The 18,638-nt window shown below is 46.3% G+C and carries 19 protein-coding genes, 1 pseudogene and 1 riboswitch; of the genes and pseudogenes, 11 read left to right on the forward strand and 9 right to left on the reverse strand.

Features of this window, described 5'->3' with window-relative positions; translation table 11 throughout:
- Positions 1–98: 98 nt before the first annotated feature.
- A pseudogene (locus AC58P7_RS01550) lies at positions 99–2,345 on the reverse strand (FAD-dependent oxidoreductase).
- A 117-nt stretch (positions 2,346–2,462) separates the two neighbouring features.
- Here AC58P7_RS01550 and AC58P7_RS01555 point away from each other — a divergent pair.
- On the forward strand, positions 2,463–2,684 hold the full coding sequence (locus AC58P7_RS01555; RefSeq protein WP_497339940.1) for an AraC family transcriptional regulator: 222 nt from the start codon (positions 2,463–2,465) through the stop codon (positions 2,682–2,684).
- Here AC58P7_RS01555 and ytvI read toward each other — a convergent pair.
- From ytvI to AC58P7_RS01570, 3 genes are read right to left on the reverse strand one after another with little or no spacing between them, the layout of a single operon-like run.
- Entirely contained in the window at positions 2,681–3,793 is a 1,113-nt protein-coding gene (gene ytvI, locus AC58P7_RS01560; RefSeq protein ID WP_497339631.1) for a sporulation integral membrane protein YtvI, read from the reverse strand. The genes AC58P7_RS01555 and ytvI overlap by 4 nt on opposite strands.
- A gap of 18 nt (positions 3,794–3,811) precedes the next feature.
- Complete coding sequence (gene map, locus AC58P7_RS01565; RefSeq protein ID WP_477589691.1) at positions 3,812–4,558, reverse strand: type I methionyl aminopeptidase; 747 nt, start codon at positions 4,556–4,558, stop codon at positions 3,812–3,814.
- A 37-nt stretch (positions 4,559–4,595) separates the two neighbouring features.
- Positions 4,596–4,955, reverse strand: a complete 360-nt coding sequence (locus AC58P7_RS01570) for a winged helix-turn-helix transcriptional regulator (protein ID WP_497339632.1) — start codon at positions 4,953–4,955, stop codon at positions 4,596–4,598.
- A gap of 213 nt (positions 4,956–5,168) precedes the next feature.
- Between AC58P7_RS01570 and AC58P7_RS01575 the strand changes: the two genes are divergently transcribed.
- Complete coding sequence (locus tag AC58P7_RS01575; protein WP_065855741.1) at positions 5,169–5,471, forward strand: heme biosynthesis protein HemY; 303 nt, start codon at positions 5,169–5,171, stop codon at positions 5,469–5,471.
- A complete protein-coding gene (locus tag AC58P7_RS01580; protein WP_028556521.1) occupies positions 5,471–5,692 on the forward strand; it encodes a YuzB family protein in 222 nt (73 codons plus the stop codon). The genes AC58P7_RS01575 and AC58P7_RS01580 overlap by 1 nt, the downstream gene beginning before the upstream one ends.
- 59 nt (positions 5,693–5,751) lie before the next feature.
- Here the strand turns inward: AC58P7_RS01580 and AC58P7_RS01585 are convergent, their stop codons facing one another.
- Complete coding sequence (locus AC58P7_RS01585; RefSeq protein WP_497339633.1) at positions 5,752–6,246, reverse strand: glutathione peroxidase; 495 nt, start codon at positions 6,244–6,246, stop codon at positions 5,752–5,754.
- Between the two features lie 70 nt (positions 6,247–6,316).
- Positions 6,317–7,207: a TIGR01777 family oxidoreductase gene (locus AC58P7_RS01590; protein ID WP_497339634.1), complete on the reverse strand. Its 891-nt coding sequence runs from the start codon at positions 7,205–7,207 to the stop codon at positions 6,317–6,319.
- A 201-nt stretch (positions 7,208–7,408) separates the two neighbouring features.
- On the opposite strand from AC58P7_RS01590, the gene AC58P7_RS01595 reads away from it, so the two are divergent.
- From AC58P7_RS01595 to gloA2, 4 genes are all read left to right on the forward strand, one after another.
- A complete protein-coding gene (locus AC58P7_RS01595; RefSeq protein WP_497339635.1) occupies positions 7,409–8,632 on the forward strand; it encodes an MDR family MFS transporter in 1,224 nt (407 codons plus the stop codon).
- A 113-nt stretch (positions 8,633–8,745) separates the two neighbouring features.
- Positions 8,746–8,839: riboswitch (cyclic di-GMP riboswitch) on the forward strand.
- Positions 8,840–8,946: 107 nt separating this feature from the next.
- Entirely contained in the window at positions 8,947–9,252 is a 306-nt protein-coding gene (locus tag AC58P7_RS01600; protein ID WP_497339637.1) for a hypothetical protein, read from the forward strand.
- Between the two features lie 145 nt (positions 9,253–9,397).
- Complete coding sequence (locus AC58P7_RS01605) at positions 9,398–10,312, forward strand: exopolyphosphatase (protein WP_497339638.1); 915 nt, start codon at positions 9,398–9,400, stop codon at positions 10,310–10,312.
- 70 nt (positions 10,313–10,382) lie between these two features.
- On the forward strand, positions 10,383–10,778 hold the full coding sequence (gene gloA2, locus AC58P7_RS01610; protein WP_497339639.1) for an SMU1112c/YaeR family gloxylase I-like metalloprotein: 396 nt from the start codon (positions 10,383–10,385) through the stop codon (positions 10,776–10,778).
- 315 nt (positions 10,779–11,093) lie between these two features.
- On the opposite strand, the gene AC58P7_RS01615 is transcribed toward gloA2, so the two are convergent.
- Positions 11,094–12,239, reverse strand: a complete 1,146-nt coding sequence (locus AC58P7_RS01615) for a THUMP domain-containing class I SAM-dependent RNA methyltransferase (RefSeq protein WP_497339641.1) — start codon at positions 12,237–12,239, stop codon at positions 11,094–11,096.
- A gap of 136 nt (positions 12,240–12,375) precedes the next feature.
- Between AC58P7_RS01615 and AC58P7_RS01620 the strand changes: the two genes are divergently transcribed.
- Positions 12,376–13,011 carry an O-methyltransferase gene (locus tag AC58P7_RS01620; RefSeq protein ID WP_497339642.1) on the forward strand — a complete coding sequence of 212 codons (636 nt, stop codon included), beginning with the start codon at positions 12,376–12,378 and terminating at the stop codon, positions 13,009–13,011.
- Between the two features lie 454 nt (positions 13,012–13,465).
- Here the strand turns inward: AC58P7_RS01620 and AC58P7_RS01625 are convergent, their stop codons facing one another.
- Complete coding sequence (locus tag AC58P7_RS01625) at positions 13,466–14,287, reverse strand: metallophosphoesterase family protein (protein WP_497339643.1); 822 nt, start codon at positions 14,285–14,287, stop codon at positions 13,466–13,468.
- A gap of 150 nt (positions 14,288–14,437) precedes the next feature.
- On the opposite strand from AC58P7_RS01625, the gene AC58P7_RS01630 reads away from it, so the two are divergent.
- Both AC58P7_RS01630 and AC58P7_RS01635 read left to right on the forward strand, forming a co-directional pair.
- Positions 14,438–15,706, forward strand: coding sequence for a CapA family protein (locus AC58P7_RS01630; protein WP_497339644.1), 1,269 nt, complete (start codon positions 14,438–14,440; stop codon positions 15,704–15,706).
- A gap of 19 nt (positions 15,707–15,725) precedes the next feature.
- On the forward strand, positions 15,726–16,352 hold the full coding sequence (locus tag AC58P7_RS01635) for a fumarylacetoacetate hydrolase family protein (RefSeq protein ID WP_497339645.1): 627 nt from the start codon (positions 15,726–15,728) through the stop codon (positions 16,350–16,352).
- An 83-nt stretch (positions 16,353–16,435) separates the two neighbouring features.
- Here the strand turns inward: AC58P7_RS01635 and AC58P7_RS01640 are convergent, their stop codons facing one another.
- A complete protein-coding gene (locus AC58P7_RS01640; protein WP_497339647.1) occupies positions 16,436–17,623 on the reverse strand; it encodes an HD domain-containing phosphohydrolase in 1,188 nt (395 codons plus the stop codon).
- A gap of 192 nt (positions 17,624–17,815) precedes the next feature.
- On the opposite strand from AC58P7_RS01640, the gene AC58P7_RS01645 reads away from it, so the two are divergent.
- Positions 17,816–18,628 carry a DUF92 domain-containing protein gene (locus AC58P7_RS01645; protein ID WP_497339648.1) on the forward strand — a complete coding sequence of 271 codons (813 nt, stop codon included), beginning with the start codon at positions 17,816–17,818 and terminating at the stop codon, positions 18,626–18,628.
- Positions 18,629–18,638: the final 10 nt, after the last annotated feature.

The raw sequence follows: 18,638 nt of genomic DNA on the forward strand, positions 1-18,638 counted from the left end.
GGGTAGCCACTATCGTTCTTTGGTAGCTAACATGTGCAAAAAGAACCGATATTAACCACGATTCATGTGGCCATATCGGTCCTTTTATTCTTAGAATTTTAACGATAGCAACGTAGCTCCACGATTTCTACATGCGGGGATCCATTGGTAGCCTCTACAACAACACGCAGACGGTGGGTTACAATTGCAGAGTCCAACACATGAACATGATGTCTTGTATGATTGCCCACACCCTCAGCAACCGTTAACCACGTTTCCCTAACCCAAGCTTGCAGCTTGTAATCGCGGACTAATTCAGGAATGACTTCGAATTCGGTGCGATGGTGATGCAAATTGATTAAATCTTCGTTGACATCATCATTAAATGTGACGTGCACTTTCCCAATGCTCTGTGCCTCAGACCAGCTGGCCTCCAGCCATTCCCCTGTACCACTGACTTTAGCCGAAGACCACAGACGCGGACCTCCATATGGCCGCTTGTATCCGTCAACTGCTTTCTCAGCCGCATAAGCCGAAGTGGGCGAGAGGAGTCGGAAACAGATCGGCTTCCGAACGAAGTACCTTGCACTCCAGTCAATTACCGGCTGATGATGGTACATATCGCCGAAGTCCACGGTATCCCCAGAAGCGGCATCATGTTTGAAACAAAGAACACCGGATTGCGGTCGATCCGACAGATGAACGGACAATGCCGGGTTGCTTCTGAGAATAATGAACGCATTCTGAGCGAGTTCAGGTTCCCATTTCAATGCAGCCGTGACCCATTGCTCAGTCCCTTCCTCAACAGACACCACGACTGACATCACGAGGGTATGCGGGACATAGTTCTGAGGCTTACCTGTGTGCCACAGTTCGACGGTAAGCTCTGTATCAACAGAGGCGTCTAGCAGCAACTGTAAGCCATCAATAAACGGATCTGCAGGTACCAGAAGAGCGACGTGTGTCTTCAAAGGATAAATACCTGCCGACTGCTCCAAAGCAAGCTCTGTCAGCATGCTGGAGGCCGTCAATGCCGCACATCGTACGAGGTCGGCCTCGTCGATATTCACCACGCCGAGAATGGAAGCATCCTGCCGCAGCAGCGTCTGCTGCAGCTCGCTCAAGTGCTGCTTGTGCAGCTCTCGCGGCGAAATCCCTTTCTCCGCGCAAAGCGCTGCGCCTGTGCCAGCGGCTTCGCCGATCACTGCACATGTCGCCATGACACGCGTTGTGCCGAAAGCAACGTGGGACGCGCTGATATTGCGTCCAGCCATAAGCATATTCGACACATTGGTCGAATAGAGGGAACGAAACGGAATATGGTACGAACCATTCATATGCATATGTTTAGAGCCTTTAGCTGTCGCATACATGCCTTGCGGCGGATGCAAATCAATCGACCAACCGCCAAAAGCGACGCGGTCCTCGAACAACTCCTGGGCAATGACATCATTCTGATTCAGCACATAGTCACCGACGAAGCGGCGATATTCTCTTTTACCCGGAATCGATCCGATCCATTCCAGCGTCAAATTAGCGCTGTCAAACTTTCCAGAGTTTTTGAGGTAGTCCCAAATGCCATAGATAACCGAGGAGAGCTCATCCCGAATCCGCTCATTATCATGAACGGTGTCATACTCACCGCCCCACTCAATCCACCAGTAAGCGCATCCATTATCACCGCTTCGAATCACACGCTTCAAAGGGATCGAGGTTTGCGTAATATCCTTGGCAAAGCTAGGAGCAATATATTTAACAGGACGACCCATATCTTTCGTTTAAAAGAGTAATGTACTGCCCAACGTGATATCATCCGAGACGATGGGTGCCCATTCCTCATTAAATTCTTCTTGAGCTTCGCGTCCGATACGGAACTTAGCACCTGCTAGAAAGCCAACCAAGCCATCCCCCGTGCAATCGAGAAACACACGACTCTCAAAACGAATTCGTCGTTCAGAGCCCATCATCCAGCCCGTGACTGCCTGAATCGTACGGTTATTTTCATCACCTGATGCATCTACCTCGTGTACATCCGTGTTCAGGAACAATGTAATATTCGGTTCCGCTTTCACTTTTTCTAACACAACTAAATCCCAGAAATAGGGATTGCCATCGATATTTCGATATTGATTCTCAACGAATAATTCACCCATGATGCCGGTTTCTCTGGCATTGCGATGGACACCATGTGAGGTGGCGCCACATACCCAAACGCGTATTTCGCTGCTTGCATTGCCGCCAAGAACGGGACGATTTTGGACCAGAGAAACAGTTTGACCTAATCGCGCTGCTGCCACAGCTGCACAAACGCCTGCCAAGCCTCCGCCAACGACCGTGATATCAGAGGTTACAATTTCATGCTTCATCTATAAGCACCTCACTAGTTATGGAATATCTCATCTTTCATTGTAGAATAGGTGATTTCCATTTAACATGCAGTGAGTTACCATAAGCATACACTTTATTTCATCCTATTGGAGCGTGTGAGGCATCTATTAGAAAATACGACCTTCACACTGGACGTGATTTCGTCCCAATGCGGCTATGAGAATGGATTCTATTTGAGCCGCGTGTTCACGCAAAAAATCGGCATGGCGCCTTCCGTTATCGCCGCATGCACCAAGTTTAACCATTGCTTGTGCAGTAAAAAGCCCCCAGTTCTTCAACTAGAAGAATGGGGGCTCATCTGCATGTACGAAAGCTAATTGCCGGTATACGGCAGCTTTCCTTCGGTATATTCGTTTTCAGGCTTACGAATCCATCGTTGTAGGTATCCTTGTGTATGTAAGGCTTTGATCAGAATGATGAGAACTGGTGAGAGGATAACCCCTGCCACGCCAAAAAGCGACAAGGAGATAATCATGAACGCTAAAGTTGTAAACGCGGAAACACCTAAGGATTCACCAGTGATTTTGGGCTCCATAATTTGTCTAACGAGTATAACGACAAGAAGCAGTGCACTTAGCCAAATCGCCAGTGTCGTATTGCCAACGATGAACAAGTAGACAATCCACGGAATGAATAAGGTAGAAACACCCAGAAGCGGCAGAACATCGAATATACCCGACAAAAGCGCAATAGAGAAAGCGTTGTTCACATTAAGAATAAGCAGAGCAATAAAAATGACGATGAAGGTCAAGGAAATGAGCTTGGCTTGCGCTTTTATGTAAGAGACAATACCCTTCACGACATTCTCTTTAAGGAAAAAGAACGCTGATTTGAACGTATTCGGCGTTTGTTCACTTGCAATACGTTTCCAAGATTCAATTTCAATACTCAAGAAGTATGCGAGAATGATGCCGACGATGAAATTGAACATGAACGTGGAGAAGGAAGTCAGGGAAGCGACCAGTCCCGATAAGAAGGCAACAAGGAAGGTAGAAGCTTTTCCAGCAAATTGACCCGCATAATCTTTGGCTTTGTCACTCACATCGGTAGGCAAGGTCTGGAAGCGATCGTTCAACTCAGCAATCCGATGAATGATCTGGTCATTAAAAATCGCCACATAGTCATCGATTTTATCGACAAGACTCATGATCTGGCTAGTAAAAATGACGACTGCCCCGGCCAATGCGCCTAGGATGATCAAGACGAACACCAAGGTCGAAATAGCCGAAGCGAGCGATTTGCGTATCCCTTTGCGATTCAAGAATCGAGCCAGAGGCTCGATCATCATGAAGATGATCAAGGCCAGAAAGATTGGCGTGGCAATGGCGTACAAATAACTGAATAACAGCATGAATAAGTAGACGGTTAATACGATGAGCCCAATGTCAAAAACCGTTCGCCAATATTTCTTGTAAAAAGAAAGCATCCCTGTTCCTCCAGATCATTATTGTTCAGTTAGAATAATCGGTCCATTGCTTGTAATTGCAATCGTATGCTCATACTGCGCAGATAAGCTGCCATCGTACGTTCTAGCTGTCCATCCATCTTGGTCGACCTTGGAATGATATTTACCAACATTGAGCATCGGTTCTATCGTGAAAACCATGCCTTCCTTAATGCGCGGTCCTTTTCCAGCAGGTCCATAATGAGGTACCTGTGGTTCTTCGTGCATCTCGGAACCAATCCCGTGACCAATGAAATCTCTAACAACAGAGAAGCCTTGCGATTCCGCATATACTTGAATGGCATGAGAGACATCCCCGATTCGATTACCGACAACGGCTTTTTCAATGCCCTTATATAAGGACTCCTTCGTAACTTGGAGCAGCTTCTCGGCAACAGGAGAAATGTTGCCAACCGCATAAGACCATGCGGAGTCTGCTAACCAGCCATCAATCCGAACGACCATATCTATCGTAACGATGTCCCCATCATTCAAAGGCTCTTTCTTTGGGAAGCCATGGCAAATGACGTCATTCACCGATGCACAGGTTGCATAAGGATAGCCGTGATAGCCTTTTTGTTCTGGTGTTGCGCCATGTTTGGCAAGAAAGCCTTCTACGAATTGATCGATTTCCCACGAAGTAATGCCTGGGCGAATCAACTTCGCAATTTCTTTATGGCAATCGGCTAAGATTCTGCCTGCTTTCCCCATGGCTTCAATTTGTTCTTTTGTTTTGATTGTAATCATCAAGTTCCTCTCCTCTTCATAGAGCACTAATTGTTCATTATGTCCATTTTGCAGACCAAAGCTTCATCTCTTTAATAATTTGATGCAGGTCCTGACCTTTTGGTGTCAAGGTATACTCGACGGTAACAGGAACCGTTGGGAACGCCATGCGCTCAAGAACACCGTGTTCTTCAAGATGGCGCAAAATATCCGTGAGGGATTTCGGGCTGATACCCGTAATTTGCCGCTGAAGCTCTCCGAAACGCTTCGTCCCACAAAATAATTCACGTAGAACAAGAAATGCCCATTTGCCGCCAAGCACTTCAAGTGTTCGTTCAATCGAACATTCGATTTCTTTGGGGATTTTGGGAACATAATTGCTAAGCGGAGCGACTTTTTCATTTTCAAGAGTTGACATGAGATCGCTTCCTTTCATCAAAATTGTGATGGTACTTACATCAAGGTAAGTAAGTTAACAATCTGTAATAAGGGTCTATTAGTCACACTACTATGTATTTTAAAGTTCCTCATGGCATTTGGCAATAGAAGGGCTGGAATCGGACAGGTTGATTTCGTGCCGTAGATTCTTTACAATAGAATTAAAATTTATTGTTTCAGGAGATGTGTACATATGAAAGTCAAAATTTCTCGTAATGCAGCAAAAGTACTTCAATTGGAGCTTAATAAAGAAGAAAACCAAGGATTATTGGTTCGTGTACAAGTGACGCATAAGCATGGTGATCATGCTCACTATGGTTTGGGTCTTGACGATAAATCTGCAAATGATGTCGTGGTTAGCACGGATAAAGGGATTGATGTTCTGTTAGATCAAACTGAGCCTTTACTTGATGGCATCCGCATTGACTACTTCTATACGCCAGAAGAGGGTTTCATGATTACAAACCCGAGTAAGGGGAACCACGGAGACCACTAATGCGCAATGATATTCGCATTTGTGATAAATGCAAACACATGAAGGTGAAATCGGCCCTTGCCAAAATAAGTGCCATTGCACCGGATACGGAAGTCAAAGTTGCGTGCAAATCGTATTGCGGTCCATGTTCGCGGTTCGCATTTATCTTTATTAATGGCCGTTACATTACGGGCGCAACAGAAGACGAAGCCATCGAAAAAGCGAAGAAATACGTGAAATAAACCAAAAAGCATCCGTCCATTTAGGACAGGATGCTTTTTTTTCATCTCCATAAACCTAGTTAAGCATGAACAGCAGACGTCTCAAGCAGCTTACGAATTTGCTGTTCAATTTTACGGGGCGGCGTTGTTGGAGAAAAGCGTTTGATTACATTGCCGTCTCCATCCACGAGAAACTTGGTGAAATTCCACTTAATGCCCGAACCGAATAAGCCAGATGCCTTGCTCTTCAGATAACGGTATAAAGGATGAGCTCCCGCGCCATTCACATCGATTTTGGAGAACAGTGGGAAATTAACGCCGAAATTCAACTGGCACGCCTGTTCAACCTGAGCGTCATCACCAGGCTCCTGATCCTTGAATTGATTACATGGGAAGCCAAGAACACTGAAGCCCTGATCTTTATAAGTGTCATGAAGCTCCTGAAGCCCTTTGAATTGAGGAGCAAATCCGCATTTCGTTGCTGTATTTACAATGAGCAGGACTTGGTTTTTGTACTCGGACAGGGATTTGTCTTCACCGCGAATCGTCTTCACTTGAAATTGATGAATGCTCATTAGGTCACAACCTTCCGTTACTATTATTTTACACAAATTAATTGTACACAATTTTAATTCGAATGAAAAGCTATTTTTTCACCAGATCCTTAAGTGCGTCTGCTAGTAAAGGAAAGCGCCACTCAAAACCTTGCTGCTGCAATACACGAGGAATAACTTTTTGACCTTCGAGAAGCAGAACGGAAAGTTCACCGAAAATCAGCTTCATCATGAAAGCAGGAACCGGAAACAGATTCGGCCTTCGCATAGCTGTTGCAATCGCGCGTCCGAATTCCTTATTCGTGACAGGATTTGGGGCGGTGGCATTGACCGGACCGACAATCGACTCCTTTTGAACGCAAAAATCAATCAGTCTCACCATATCATCGATGTGGATCCACGAAAGCCATTGTCTGCCACTGCCAACAGTACCACCTACGCCAAGCTTATAAGGGAGCGCCATCTTGGGGAATGCGCCTTCTTTATTATCCAAAACTAGTCCAACCCGAACTTTCACCAAACGTGTCCCTTTGATATGATCAGCCCCTTCTTCCCATTGCTTGACGACGCTTGCTAAGAAGTCTGTATTTCGATAAGGACTCTCTTCATCAAACGTTTCCGTCTCCGAAATGCCGTAAAATGACATGCCAGAAGCATTCACGACAACCTTAGGCTTCGGGGCCATGTTCGCGACAAGCTTGGCTACACGCTCAGCTGCTTGCAATCGGGATTGCACAATCCGAGTCTTGGCCGTGGCTGTCCAGCGCTGACTGATCGATTCACCAGCCAAATTCACAATGGCATCAAGACCTTGAAGCTGATCTGGGTTGCTTTGCAGTTCGTCCCAAGTCACCGTTACAACACCAGGTATCTGCTTGGATGATGAGCGAGATATATTAATAAGTTCATGACCTTGTCCCAACCAGAATGAGATTAACCGTTTGCCAATAAACCCGCTGCCGCCTGTAATCGCTATTTTCATATCAAGCACCTCCATATCTTCTATGGCCATTATAATTGACTTTACCCATTAAATACCAACGGAGCTCATACAGTTGTCTAAAGGGAAAGATATCAGTTTGAAATTACGACACGTTCCTCTCATTTTCGTGTATAATTGGAATTCGGTGTCTATTAATTAACCGTAGGGTAATTCTTTTGTCAGTGAGAGGAGTCATCGTCTATGAATCGAATTCGCAGTTTTCTTCATTCCTATCATCCTATTGTACATACGCTAATTTTGGGCACGGTTATGGCTCGAGCTGCCTCTTCCATGAGTTTGCCGTTCCTTGCTATTTATTTGGCTAAGCATTCGGATATGAGCCCAGGGCTCATTGGAATTGTAATTGGCATGGGTGCTTTAGCTGGAACTTTCGGTGGTTTTGTCGGTGGCACTTTGTCGGACCGCTTTGGTCGACGTGTAATTATGCTCGCGGCACTCTTCGGGTGGGGATTCGTTTTCCTTGGTTTCGGGGTTGTCAAATTACCGGTCTTGTTTATGCTGCTCAATATGCTGAATGGACTTTGTCGCTCTTTCTATGAGCCTGTGTCGCAAGCCTTAATGGCAGATTTAACGGAGCCAGCCAAAAGATTACAGGTGTTTTCGCTCCGATACATGGCGATTAACGTGGGTGTGGCGGTAGGTCCATTATTGGGAGCATTCTTTGCGACAATGAACGGAGCTTTGCCTTTCCTGCTTACAGGTATCATCTATTTAATTTATGGTGTCACGTTATACGCACTTCTCATTAAGTTCGGCATTAAAAAAATTGAAGGCGAGAAGAAGGCTCTCGTTACGTTCCGTTCGGCACTAGGCGTCATTCGTAAGGATGTGACCTTCCGTTTGTATATTATCGGGGGCATTATCGGTGCAATTGGATATTCGCAGGTTATGGTGACTTTATCGCAGTACCTTCAAAGGGATTTTGCCAATGGGGTCAAAATGTTTGCGATTCTCATGAGCGCCAATGCGATTGTCGTCATTGCCATGCAGATCCCGTTGGGGAAATGGGCGGAGAAGTACTCACCATTAACAGCTATTGTCGTTGGCAACCTGATGTTTGCACTAGGTGATATAGGCTTTGCCTTCTCGCACTCGCTCACATGGCTCATTATTTCGATGGGGATCTTCACATTCGGTGAAATTCTGAATTATCCTGCCGCGAACATGTTGATTGATAAGCTTGCACCTGAACAAATGCGTGGCACGTACTATGGCGCTCAAACACTAACGAACATTGGTCACTTTATGGGACCGTGGATTGGTGGCTTTTTGTTAGTATCGTATGGCGGGACTACACTCTTCCTCTTGATTGCTTTTTTATCATTGGTAGGCTCCATTTTCTATTGGAGAGGCACAAAACGTCAAAATTCGGTAAAAATAACGTCGAAAATGCAAACTTTTTGATGAATTTCGCAAAAATAGTTCCTGGGAACTATTCGATTTCAAATCATCTTCCCTTATCCTTGAGAATATAGCTATAATAGATTAATAGTCATCTATCATGTATCAAGAACGTTATCTCGAAAAGGCAAAGCTGGCGAAAGCCAGTGACGCAAAGCTACAGGGGCCTTACTTCTCCTGAAAAGGATAAGCAGCCAGCCAGCCGCCGAACGATTGGGAATTCACATTAGAACCCCTCGTGTCGGTTCACAACGGTGGGGTTTTTCTATGTCATAACAAAGTAATTTGAACAAATTGTACTAAGGAGGCCCTAGGGTATGAAATCGGAAAATCAATTGCATGAGGAACAAAAAGCGACATCATTATGCGGCAACCATGTTGCACGTTTGGTGCCATCCACGGATGGCCCTAAACTCATGATCAATCGGGAAGAATACGCATTAAATGAAGCCTGTTGGGATGTCGAAATGTTTCACGGAAGAAACAATAGCATTCTCATCTTCTACTGGAAGGGCGAAGTGAAACTTTCGGTGAAAATGCCCCCAATGGCTCAAATCGAAGGCTTTTTAACTAGACTATTTCAATGTTTATCATCCAAATTAAGAGCGGTTCAGCCTATCTAGGCGAATTGCTCTTTTTTTTGCGTTCGTATAGCGTTGAATGGCTGTTATTAGTGATTTTCTCATTGTCACCTATCGACACTAGCTGATATAATATGACCATTACAATGAGTAGTTCTTAGGGACTATATTGAGGGAGATGCATGGCATGAGATTGATCACACGTTCCGATTTTGATGGTTTAGTATGCGCGATGCTCTTCAAACAATTAAACATGGTGGATGAAATGAAATTTGTCCATCCCAAAGATATGCAGGACGGGCTGATTGAAGTAACCGAAAATGATATTTTGGCCAATGTGCCCTATGTCGCAGGCTGCGGGTTATGGTTCGATCATCACTCCAGTGAACTCACACGGATGGGGGAATCTATTAAATTTAAGGGAGAAACTCGACTTGCTCCAAGCGCTGCACGCGTAGTCTACGATTACTATGGAGGGAAAGAAACCTTCGGTGACATCGACGATATCATGCAAGGCGTGGACAAAGCGGATTCCGCGCAGTTTAGCAAGGAAGATATTTTGAACCCGAGTGGATGGGATTTGCTCTCTTTTATCATGGATGCTCGTACAGGTTTAGGACGCTATCGGGATTACCGAATCAGCAACTATCAGCTCATGGAAGATCTAGTTGAACATTGTGCAACGAAGTCCGTTAGTGAAATTATGGAACTGCCGGATGTGAAAGAGCGTGTAGCTCGCTATTTTGAATTGGATGCTCTTTACCGGGATATGCTGCAAACGTACACGCGGGTAGAGGGGAATGTTATTATTACGGATCTTCGCGATGTGGAGACTATTTACCCAGGCAATCGTTTTATGGTCTATGCGCTCTATCCGGAGCAAAACACGTCAATTTGGATCGTAGATGGCCGAAATAAACAAAACTGCGTATTCGCTTGTGGTCACAGCATTGTGAATCGTACAGCACGAACGAACATTGGTGATTTGATGCTCCAAAATGGTGGAGGCGGGCACCATGCAGCAGGCACTTGCCAAGTGGAATATGCCCATGCTGACGAGGTTCTGCACAAAATTGTTGAAACGATGCAAGCAGCAGGGTAAAATAAGAGAACAAGCCGCAGGATGGGAGCAGCCCAGCATGCGGTTTTTCTTTGTAAGGAGGTATATGCAAATGGAACTTAAGCAGATTCATCACGTTGCGATTATATGTTCGAATTACGAGCGTTCTAAGCATTTTTATGTTGATTTACTTGGACTCACGGTCATTCAGGAAACGTATCGCGCCGAAAGGAACTCGTATAAATTAGATTTACGTATTGGGCAAACGGAGCAAGAGATAGAATTGTTCTCGTTCCCAGATCCGCCAGCACGTGTTAATCAACCAGAGGCGCGGGGGCTTCGGCATTTGGCCTTTGTTGTTACTGATATGGATCAAAGTGTAGGAGAGTTAGAAAGTAAGGGTATCGCGGTTGAGCCGGTACGGATGGATCCCATCACGGGGAATCGTTACACGTTTTTCGCCGATCCCGATGGGTTGCCGTTGGAACTGGTGGAGTATGTCGGATAATGGCCGTTCAAAACGGACAGAGGAGGAACCCAAGTTAGCGTTGGCAAGAGGGTGTCTTTGGAGCTTGTTGCTCTCGATTCCCTTATGGGTGGTGTTGATTTATCTCATTTGGATAAAATAAATCCCTCAAAGGGCTCGATCGGACTGCTGACAATCGGCAGCGAGATCTGAGACACTTTTGAGGGATTTTGTTTGACCACATAAGAATTTATAAGTTTCCGGTACTCGGAAACTTATAAATTCTTATTGGCGATAAAAACAACATCTAAAACGCGGTCGCTCATCCTCGAAGGACTTCGATAGAAGTTTTTCTCGCTAGGTACGCTTACGCGGAGGCAATGGACCTAGATATTGGAAGAGATTACACTCGATCCGTCCGTTAAATAACTTACGCTTCTTATCGGCGCGGCGGTTCATATAATGCTCGAGTTGTGTGCTCGGGCTTAGGATAAACAGACTCCACGAAGGCATCGGTCTAGTTAAAGCGCCGAGCTCGCGAAGCGCCAGCTCGACATCTGGTGCTTCACCAAGACGCTCGCCGTAAGGCGGGTTGGTGATTAAGCAGCCATAGTCGCCGCGCGGGCGCGCTTTGGCGATGGGTTCAACCTTCAGCTGGAACTGCTTCGTCAATCCAGCTGCCTTGGCGGCCGCCTCTGCCACTTCGATGGCAGCAGGATCGATATCGCTGCCGACGATGTGCAGCGGCACGTTATCTTTCACCGCGTCGAAGGCTTCGTCGCGGGCCTTGTCCCACAGCTTGCGGGGAACGTTCCCCCAAGCTTCACTTGGGAAGCTGCGCCGCAGGCCTGGCGCGATGTTCCAGCCGATCATCGCAGCTTCGATCGGGATGGTCCCCGACCCGCAGAACGGGTCGTAGAGCGGCCGCTCTACGCTCCAGCGGCTCAGTAGAATCATCGCCGCCGCCATGGTTTCCTTCAGCGGCGCTTCGGTCACGAGCTTGCGGTAGCCGCGCTTGTGCAGGCTGGCGCCGGTTGTGTCGATCGTCAGCGTTGCGATATCGTTCAGAAGCGCGACTTCAATCACGTAGCGTGCCCCGTTCTCGGGGAACCACTCAGTACCGTAGCGGAGCTTCATTTTCTCAACAACAGCTTTCTTGGCGATCCCTTGGCAAGCGGGAACGCTGGACAACTGAGACTTATGGGAACGGCCCTCAACAGGGAATTCAGCATCGTTCGGAATCCAGTCTGGCCAAGCGAGGGCTTTGGTGCCTTCGAACAACTCATCGAAGGTTGTTGCTTTGAATTGCCCCATAAGTACGAGGATACGATCTGCCGTACGCAGCCAAAGATTGGTGCGACAGATGGCCAATTCGTCACCAAAGAATCGGACACGTCCATTCTCGACGGTCATTTCCTCATAGCCGAGATCACGAATTTCACGGGCAACGATAGCCTCAAGACCCATTGGGCATGTGGCGATTAGTTCAATTTTTTGTGGCATAGGTATAGTCCTTCCATCCGGGTTGTACAACGCTCAGAAAACTCATACAATTAACAAGTATAGGACAAATAGGTTACACTTACAAACAGGTCTTGCAAAGCACATACGAATGATGCGAATTTAGGAGGACAAATACATGGAAACCATCACAGCTGAAAGCTATATGGAAGGTTTATATGAAGAAGATGCGGTACTAACTCGGGTGAAGGAAGTCATAGTTGCTAAGAATATGCCTGAGATCTCCATCGCTCCAGGTTATGGCAGATTGCTAACGATGCTGGTCACAATGATTGGCGCGAAGCGGGTGCTGGAAATTGGCGCATTAGGTGGTTACAGTGGGATTTGTTTGGCGAGAGGGTTAAAAGAGGGCGGCAAGCTCATCTCTCTGGAGCTGAAACAAGACTTCGCTGATGTAGCGAAGCAAAACGTGACCGATGCGGGCCTCGGCGACTTCGTGGAGTATCGCATTGGCGAGGCGATCGATCGCTTGAATGAGCTGCTGGAGCGTGGCGAGCGCTTCGATTTCTTCTTTATTGATGCGGATAAGGTGAATTATCCAAACTATTTAGAACTGGCGATTAAGCTGGCGAATCCAGGTGCGATCATTGCTGGGGATAATACACTGATGCGCGGCAAAGTCGTCGATGAGAAGCAAACGAAGGCATCGGTTCAAGCGATGCGTACGTTTAATCAGCGGATCGCGATTGATGAAAGGCTGGAGAGCACGATTCTTCCGGCGTACGATGGGTTGGCTTTGGCTCGCGTGAAATAGCGTGCTGCGTGAAAAAAGAGCGATTAGCTGCGGGGCAGCGGATCGCTCTTTTTCTTGTTAGGATGCTTTTTCCTTCATATGTAAATCAGAATTGATCCGATTAGTGTCTTTTGGTTGTGGTTGAACCTGTGTTATAGGAACCTGAGGTTGTAACGTCGGGGTTGTGTGGGTCGTTTGTTGTTTCTTGAAGCTCATTGTACTGAGGCTATTCCAGTAGATAAACAAAAACTCAGCACAAACGATAATCAGTATGATTTTACGCCAGTTTAGCTTCATTCGTTACCATGCCTCACTTTCCATCATACACCTATATTAGCATGTAGTGGAATTAATTTCCATAAGTTTTCATCCAAAGGTAAAATCATTACCGATTCGGCAGAATCACGGTGACATATCTTGCTTCTGTCTCTCGGCAGCGATTCATCAACGTATCTTCAACCCAACTCACATCCACTCAAATCCCCAAATGTACCAGCCCCGTTGTAATTTCCAACTCATACCGTCGACTATCCGGCATCTGAACCTCGTAAGCCAATTTTACAGCGCGCTTGACATCATAGGGCACGCGTACGAATTGAAGCGCAAACCCTGCTTGAATCATGGGATCAGACTCTCCTTCTATAATGCAGTAACACGCCTGAGGTATGCCGTCATACGGAACACCGACGCTCCCCACATTAAAGAGCATCAGCCCACTCCGCTCCTCGACACTTGTACTCTTCTCAGAATCTTCGTTCAGTAGCAGCCTACCACGCACATTCCTCTCCGAAGGATTATCCAACGTCAACATATAGGGGATATGAATATCCCCATAACCGACAATATCCGGTCCATTCCCGTCGGTAGGATAACCTGTCATCTCTGTATGTTCAAACATCGCTAATCGCTCTTGCTTAGAAGCTTCTCGTTTTAATCGATGAAATACGCTCTGAGCCGAGGCGTGGAACAATCGAATACGCTTCCCGCTCAGAGTTAAATCAATTGAGAAAGGGAGCTGCTTCAAATAAGCTAGACGCTCATCCGCGAGCGATTGCTGTTGCCACAAGCCAGCAGGAAGCTCCTGCGGAAGCGTTATCCCCAAATCCCAGTTGCCTTGAACAACGGCTTCACAGGTTTGCTTGATGAGATCGACGACTTCGGCCGAGTTAGGTCCCTTGCCAACGAGATCACCCAAACAGAAGATACGTGTGATGCCTCTGCGCTCGATATCACGAAGAACAGCTTCGAGGGCAGGTAAATTTCCATGAATATCTGAAATGATAGCGATTCTTTCCAAAGGGCTCGTTTCCTTTCTTTTACAAAAAACGTGAGTTGCAATGCTTCTGTTATACCACATGGCAGTCAATCTGAAAATGTGAGTCTCTTCCTATTACCCAACGATGTCGACATCTGTTATAATTTGTAGGGGGAAAGGGGAATGTTTTAATTGGAATCCAGACAAGAACGTCACGGTAAATCGAAAAAAGATCACAATCCGAGCAAAAAGCCTTCACTTAAAGTTTTGGGTGGCTTCACAGTTGCAGCGGTTGCTTGTTTTGCCATTGGTATCGGGGCTTCCTATTGGACCTCCAATTATAATAATGGGGAAGAAGAGGGCGCTGCTTCAACACCTATGGCGGTCATTTCGCCTAAACCAACGACATCCACTTCGAATGTCAATTCGGGTGCTCAGGTTAGTCCCAAAGCTTCTACTGCCGTTACTTCGACACCTACACCAGCGACAAATGCAACCGGGGTTAACCAAGAGGGAACAGGCGCACAAGTGAAGTTAACTTTTGTAGGTGATGTGATTATGGCCTCCAAAGTGGAAGATATTTTAAAACAAAAAGGCTATGACTACCCTTATACGAATGTGAAAGATTTCTTAACCAAAGCTGATTTTACAATTGCCAATTTGGAATCTCCGATAACGACTCGAGGCAGTGTTCAGAGCAAAGAGTATGTCTATCGTTCTTCGCCTGAGGCGTTGCCACCGCTTAAACAAGCAGGCGTTGATATCGTTAACTTAGCCAACAACCATGTAATGGATTATGGGACAGAAGGCTTGTTAGATACGATGCAAGCGCTGGACCAAGAGGGCATTAAGCGGGTGGGAGCGGGCAAGGATAATTCAGAAGCCTATCAACCTGTGATGGTGGAAAAAGATGGCGTGAAGATTGCTGTTTTTGGTTTCAGCCGTGTCGTGCCAGAAGCTTCTTGGAAAGCTGGTCCTGGGCATCCTGGTGTTGCGGAAACTTACAACTATAAGCCGCCTGTTGAGGCGATTGAGAAAGCCAAAGCATCAGCTGATCTCGTAGTAGTTGTGACTCACTGGGGCGTAGAACGCGATGATAATCCGGATAAAAATCAAAAGGAGCTCGCGCACCGTTATATCGATGCCGGAGCTGATCTGGTTGTTGGCGGACATCCGCATGTGATGCAAGGCTTCGAGCAATATAAAGGCAAATGGATCGCCTATAGCTTAGGTAACTTCATCTTTACAACGAATGACACCCCGAAAACCTGGGAAACCGTCATTTTAGAAGCAGCCTGTACAAAGGAAAAGTCCTGCAATATTCACTTGGTACCGATTTTGACCAAGTCTGCCTTGCCTACGCCTATGAATACAGAAGATGGGGCAAAGTTATTTCAACGTCTAAGCCAAATTTCAATTGGGGCTGTGGTGGATGCACAAGGAAATGTGAGCAAGAAATAAGAAGAGGGGTTTATCTTACATGACAGCTACGATAAGAAATATTTATTGCGTTGGTCGCAACTACCGCGCACATGCCGCAGAACTTGGTAACGATGTTCCTGATCAACCGATGATTTTTACGAAACCTACCCATGCACTAGCTCAAATTGATGGAGGAGCGTTGACACTTCCAAGTGATCAAGGTGAAATCCACTATGAGGCTGAACTCGTTTTACATATCGCTAAGCCATATACGGAAGGTATTAAAGTCGATGAGCTCGTGGATCAATACGCACTGGGGATTGATTTCACACTTCGTGATGTACAGAATGTGATCAAGAAAAAGGGGCAACCTTGGTTGCCTGCCAAAGGCTTCCTGAAGTCGGCGCCGATCACGGTTTTCCGCCCGTTCCCGGGTGCATCCCAATTGACAGAGTCAAACTTCCAGCTTCGTCAGAATGGACAAGTTGTTCAGGATGGAAACATTTCCCTCATGATCTTTGATCTTCAGACCATCATCGATTACATTGCGAAACACTATGGCCTTGGACCTGGCGACATCATTTACACAGGAACGCCTGAAGGTGTAGGCCCTGTCCAAGACGGCGACCGTTTAGAGCTTCTCTGGGGAGAAGAGCAGTTCGGAGCTTTTACCGTTAACTTATAGCAAAAAAGGGCAGTCTCCAAGGTTACATTTGACCTGAGAGAACTGCCTTTTTTATATGTATGGCACTTTATGTATGAGTTGCATTAGGATTCTATTGGATTGGCTAAAGCTACATCAGAGTAAAGCTCTCTTACACGGAGAATGGCGGGTAATTGTTTGAAGAAGGCATCAACCACATCCGGGTCAAAATGCTCTCCACGCTCCTCCTGAAATAATTGGAGGATCCGATCGAGCTCCCAGGCCTTTTTGTAGACACGTTCACTGCCAAGCGCATCGAAAACGTCGGCAATTGCTGTGATGCGTCCGTAAATGTGAATCTCTTCACCCTTAATGCCGCGCGGGTAGCCACGCCCATTCCATTTTTCGTGATGCTCATAGGCAACGACCGCAGCTGTTTTGAGAATATGGCGAGTCGAATTTCGGAGCAGGTTGTACCCGATCAAGGTATGATTTTGCATGAGCTTAAATTCTTCATCCGTTAGCTTACCAGGTTTGTTCAGAACAGCATCCGGAATGGCTACCTTACCGATATCATGCATGGGAGATGCGATTTTCAGAAGTTCTGCTTCTTCCTGACCCATGCCTAGCTCAAGTGCTAGCAAATACGAATACTCAGCAACGCGCTTCACATGATTTCCCGTTTCTTTGGAGCGGCTTTCGCCAATTTCGCCCATCCGGAAAATAATTTCTTTCTGCGTTTCTTCAATCTCTATGGTGAGCAGCGCAGATTCAAGTGATTTTCCTGCATAGGAGGACGCCAAAGTTAAATATTCCATATCCTTATCGGAAAATTGCTCGCAAGCCGTCAGCTTATTAATCGCTTGATAGGCGCCCATAATCTCACCTTGACTATTCTTGAAAGGAATGACCATTAAGGCTTTCGTGCGATAACTGGTTTGTTGATCCGTGCGCAAGGCGCCATTTTGCAGATAAGATTTGTATTCCTCATTGGTATAAGCATCATGAATAAAGACAGCTTGATCATTACTTACCGCATAGCCGACAAGGCCAGCGGAGCTAGGAATTCGAATTTCATCCAGACCATGAGCTACTTTGGACCAAAGTTCATTCTTTTGTGTATCGAGCAGCCAGACAGTACAACGATCGGAGACTATCATCTCACGGCCCATATCCGCCATTAGCATTAGTACATTCTCTAGCGTACGTTCATTCGCAATTTTAGAAGCATAGTCGAAAATGACACGCAGCATTTCCTCGGGCTCCAGGTCTCTTTTGAAACGGGGATTGGTAGTGTGTTTTTCTTGCTCCATGTCAGCCTCCTATCGCTTATCACTTTCATATTATCATATAATTGGCTGTTTATGGTTAATATTCTGCAGGAAAACCCGAATGTTGTCGAATTTATTTAACAGATAGGGACGATAAGAGACTTAGATCGAATATGATACAATGTACATAATGACTCTTTGAAAAGAAAGTGAAAAGAAGGGGGAACCCTGTTTATGCCGTGGCTATATGGATTCATAGGAAGCGTGATCATTGCAGGCGCAGCGTATTGGAAAAAATCCTTATCTTTATCCGGGGGGATCGCGGCAGTGCTGCTCGGAACGACGATGTATGCATGGGGTAGCCTAGCTTGGTTCGGTACACTTATCGCGTTTTTCATCTCGTCTAGCCTGCTGTCGAAGCTTAAGCATCAGCGCAAAGCAGCAGCAGAAAGTGGCTATGCCAAGGGGGGAAGGCGTGACGCGGGTCAAGTTGCTGCCAATGGCGGCCTTGGTTTGTTACTGTGTATCGGAAATGCGATCTGGCCGAATCCAGTATGGTGGTTGCTCTTTTTGGGCGTAATGGCAACAGTAAACGCGGATACGTGGGCAACTGAAATCGGCGGAATGAGCAAGTCAATTCCTCGGTCTATCGTGAGTGGAAAGCGAGTCGATGCAGGAACATCAGGGGGAATTACGGGTTTAGGATTGATAGCTTCTTTAATCGGTGGGGCATTTATAGGTCTTGTAGGGGGACTGTTTAACCAGTTTGGGGGGTCAGATGTGGTGAACAGCTCCATACTCATCTTAATCTCGCTTAGTGCAGTTGCTGGATTAGCAGGGTCTCTCGTGGATTCCTGGTTAGGTGCGACACTGCAGGTTATGTTTCGCTGTGAGGTTTGTGGTAAAACGATCGAGAAGCAGGATCATTGTAACCGGAAGGCAAGACAAATCCGTGGTCTTCGAGGGATGAGTAATGATGTGGTGAACGCAGGGTCCTCTTTAATCGGAGGGGTAATTTGCCTAATCTTAAGCACATTACCGCTCTGATTGTGAACTT

The organism is Paenibacillus sp. J22FR5 (assembly GCF_059691975.1).

What these genes read in the sequence shown, in the direction of transcription:
- AC58P7_RS01585 (WP_497339633.1), bottom strand. Translation starts at nt 6,246, where the DNA reads ATGAGCATTCATCAATTTCAAGTGAAGACGATTCGCGGTGAAGACAAA.
- gloA2 (WP_497339639.1), top strand. Translation starts at nt 10,383, where the DNA reads ATGGAACTTAAGCAGATTCATCACGTTGCGATTATATGTTCGAATTAC.
- AC58P7_RS01575 (WP_065855741.1), top strand. Translation starts at nt 5,169, where the DNA reads ATGAAAGTCAAAATTTCTCGTAATGCAGCAAAAGTACTTCAATTGGAG.
- AC58P7_RS01640 (WP_497339647.1), bottom strand. Translation starts at nt 17,623, where the DNA reads ATGGAGCAAGAAAAACACACTACCAATCCCCGTTTCAAAAGAGACCTG.
- AC58P7_RS01620 (WP_497339642.1), top strand. Translation starts at nt 12,376, where the DNA reads ATGGAAACCATCACAGCTGAAAGCTATATGGAAGGTTTATATGAAGAA.
- AC58P7_RS01600 (WP_497339637.1), top strand. Translation starts at nt 8,947, where the DNA reads ATGAAATCGGAAAATCAATTGCATGAGGAACAAAAAGCGACATCATTA.
- map (WP_477589691.1), bottom strand. Translation starts at nt 4,558, where the DNA reads ATGATTACAATCAAAACAAAAGAACAAATTGAAGCCATGGGGAAAGCA.
- AC58P7_RS01590 (WP_497339634.1), bottom strand. Translation starts at nt 7,207, where the DNA reads ATGAAAATAGCGATTACAGGCGGCAGCGGGTTTATTGGCAAACGGTTA.
- AC58P7_RS01615 (WP_497339641.1), bottom strand. Translation starts at nt 12,239, where the DNA reads ATGCCACAAAAAATTGAACTAATCGCCACATGCCCAATGGGTCTTGAG.
- AC58P7_RS01595 (WP_497339635.1), top strand. Translation starts at nt 7,409, where the DNA reads ATGAATCGAATTCGCAGTTTTCTTCATTCCTATCATCCTATTGTACAT.
- AC58P7_RS01605 (WP_497339638.1), top strand. Translation starts at nt 9,398, where the DNA reads ATGAGATTGATCACACGTTCCGATTTTGATGGTTTAGTATGCGCGATG.
- AC58P7_RS01635 (WP_497339645.1), top strand. Translation starts at nt 15,726, where the DNA reads ATGACAGCTACGATAAGAAATATTTATTGCGTTGGTCGCAACTACCGC.
- ytvI (WP_497339631.1), bottom strand. Translation starts at nt 3,793, where the DNA reads ATGCTTTCTTTTTACAAGAAATATTGGCGAACGGTTTTTGACATTGGG.
- AC58P7_RS01580 (WP_028556521.1), top strand. Translation starts at nt 5,471, where the DNA reads ATGCGCAATGATATTCGCATTTGTGATAAATGCAAACACATGAAGGTG.
- AC58P7_RS01645 (WP_497339648.1), top strand. Translation starts at nt 17,816, where the DNA reads ATGCCGTGGCTATATGGATTCATAGGAAGCGTGATCATTGCAGGCGCA.
- AC58P7_RS01570 (WP_497339632.1), bottom strand. Translation starts at nt 4,955, where the DNA reads ATGTCAACTCTTGAAAATGAAAAAGTCGCTCCGCTTAGCAATTATGTT.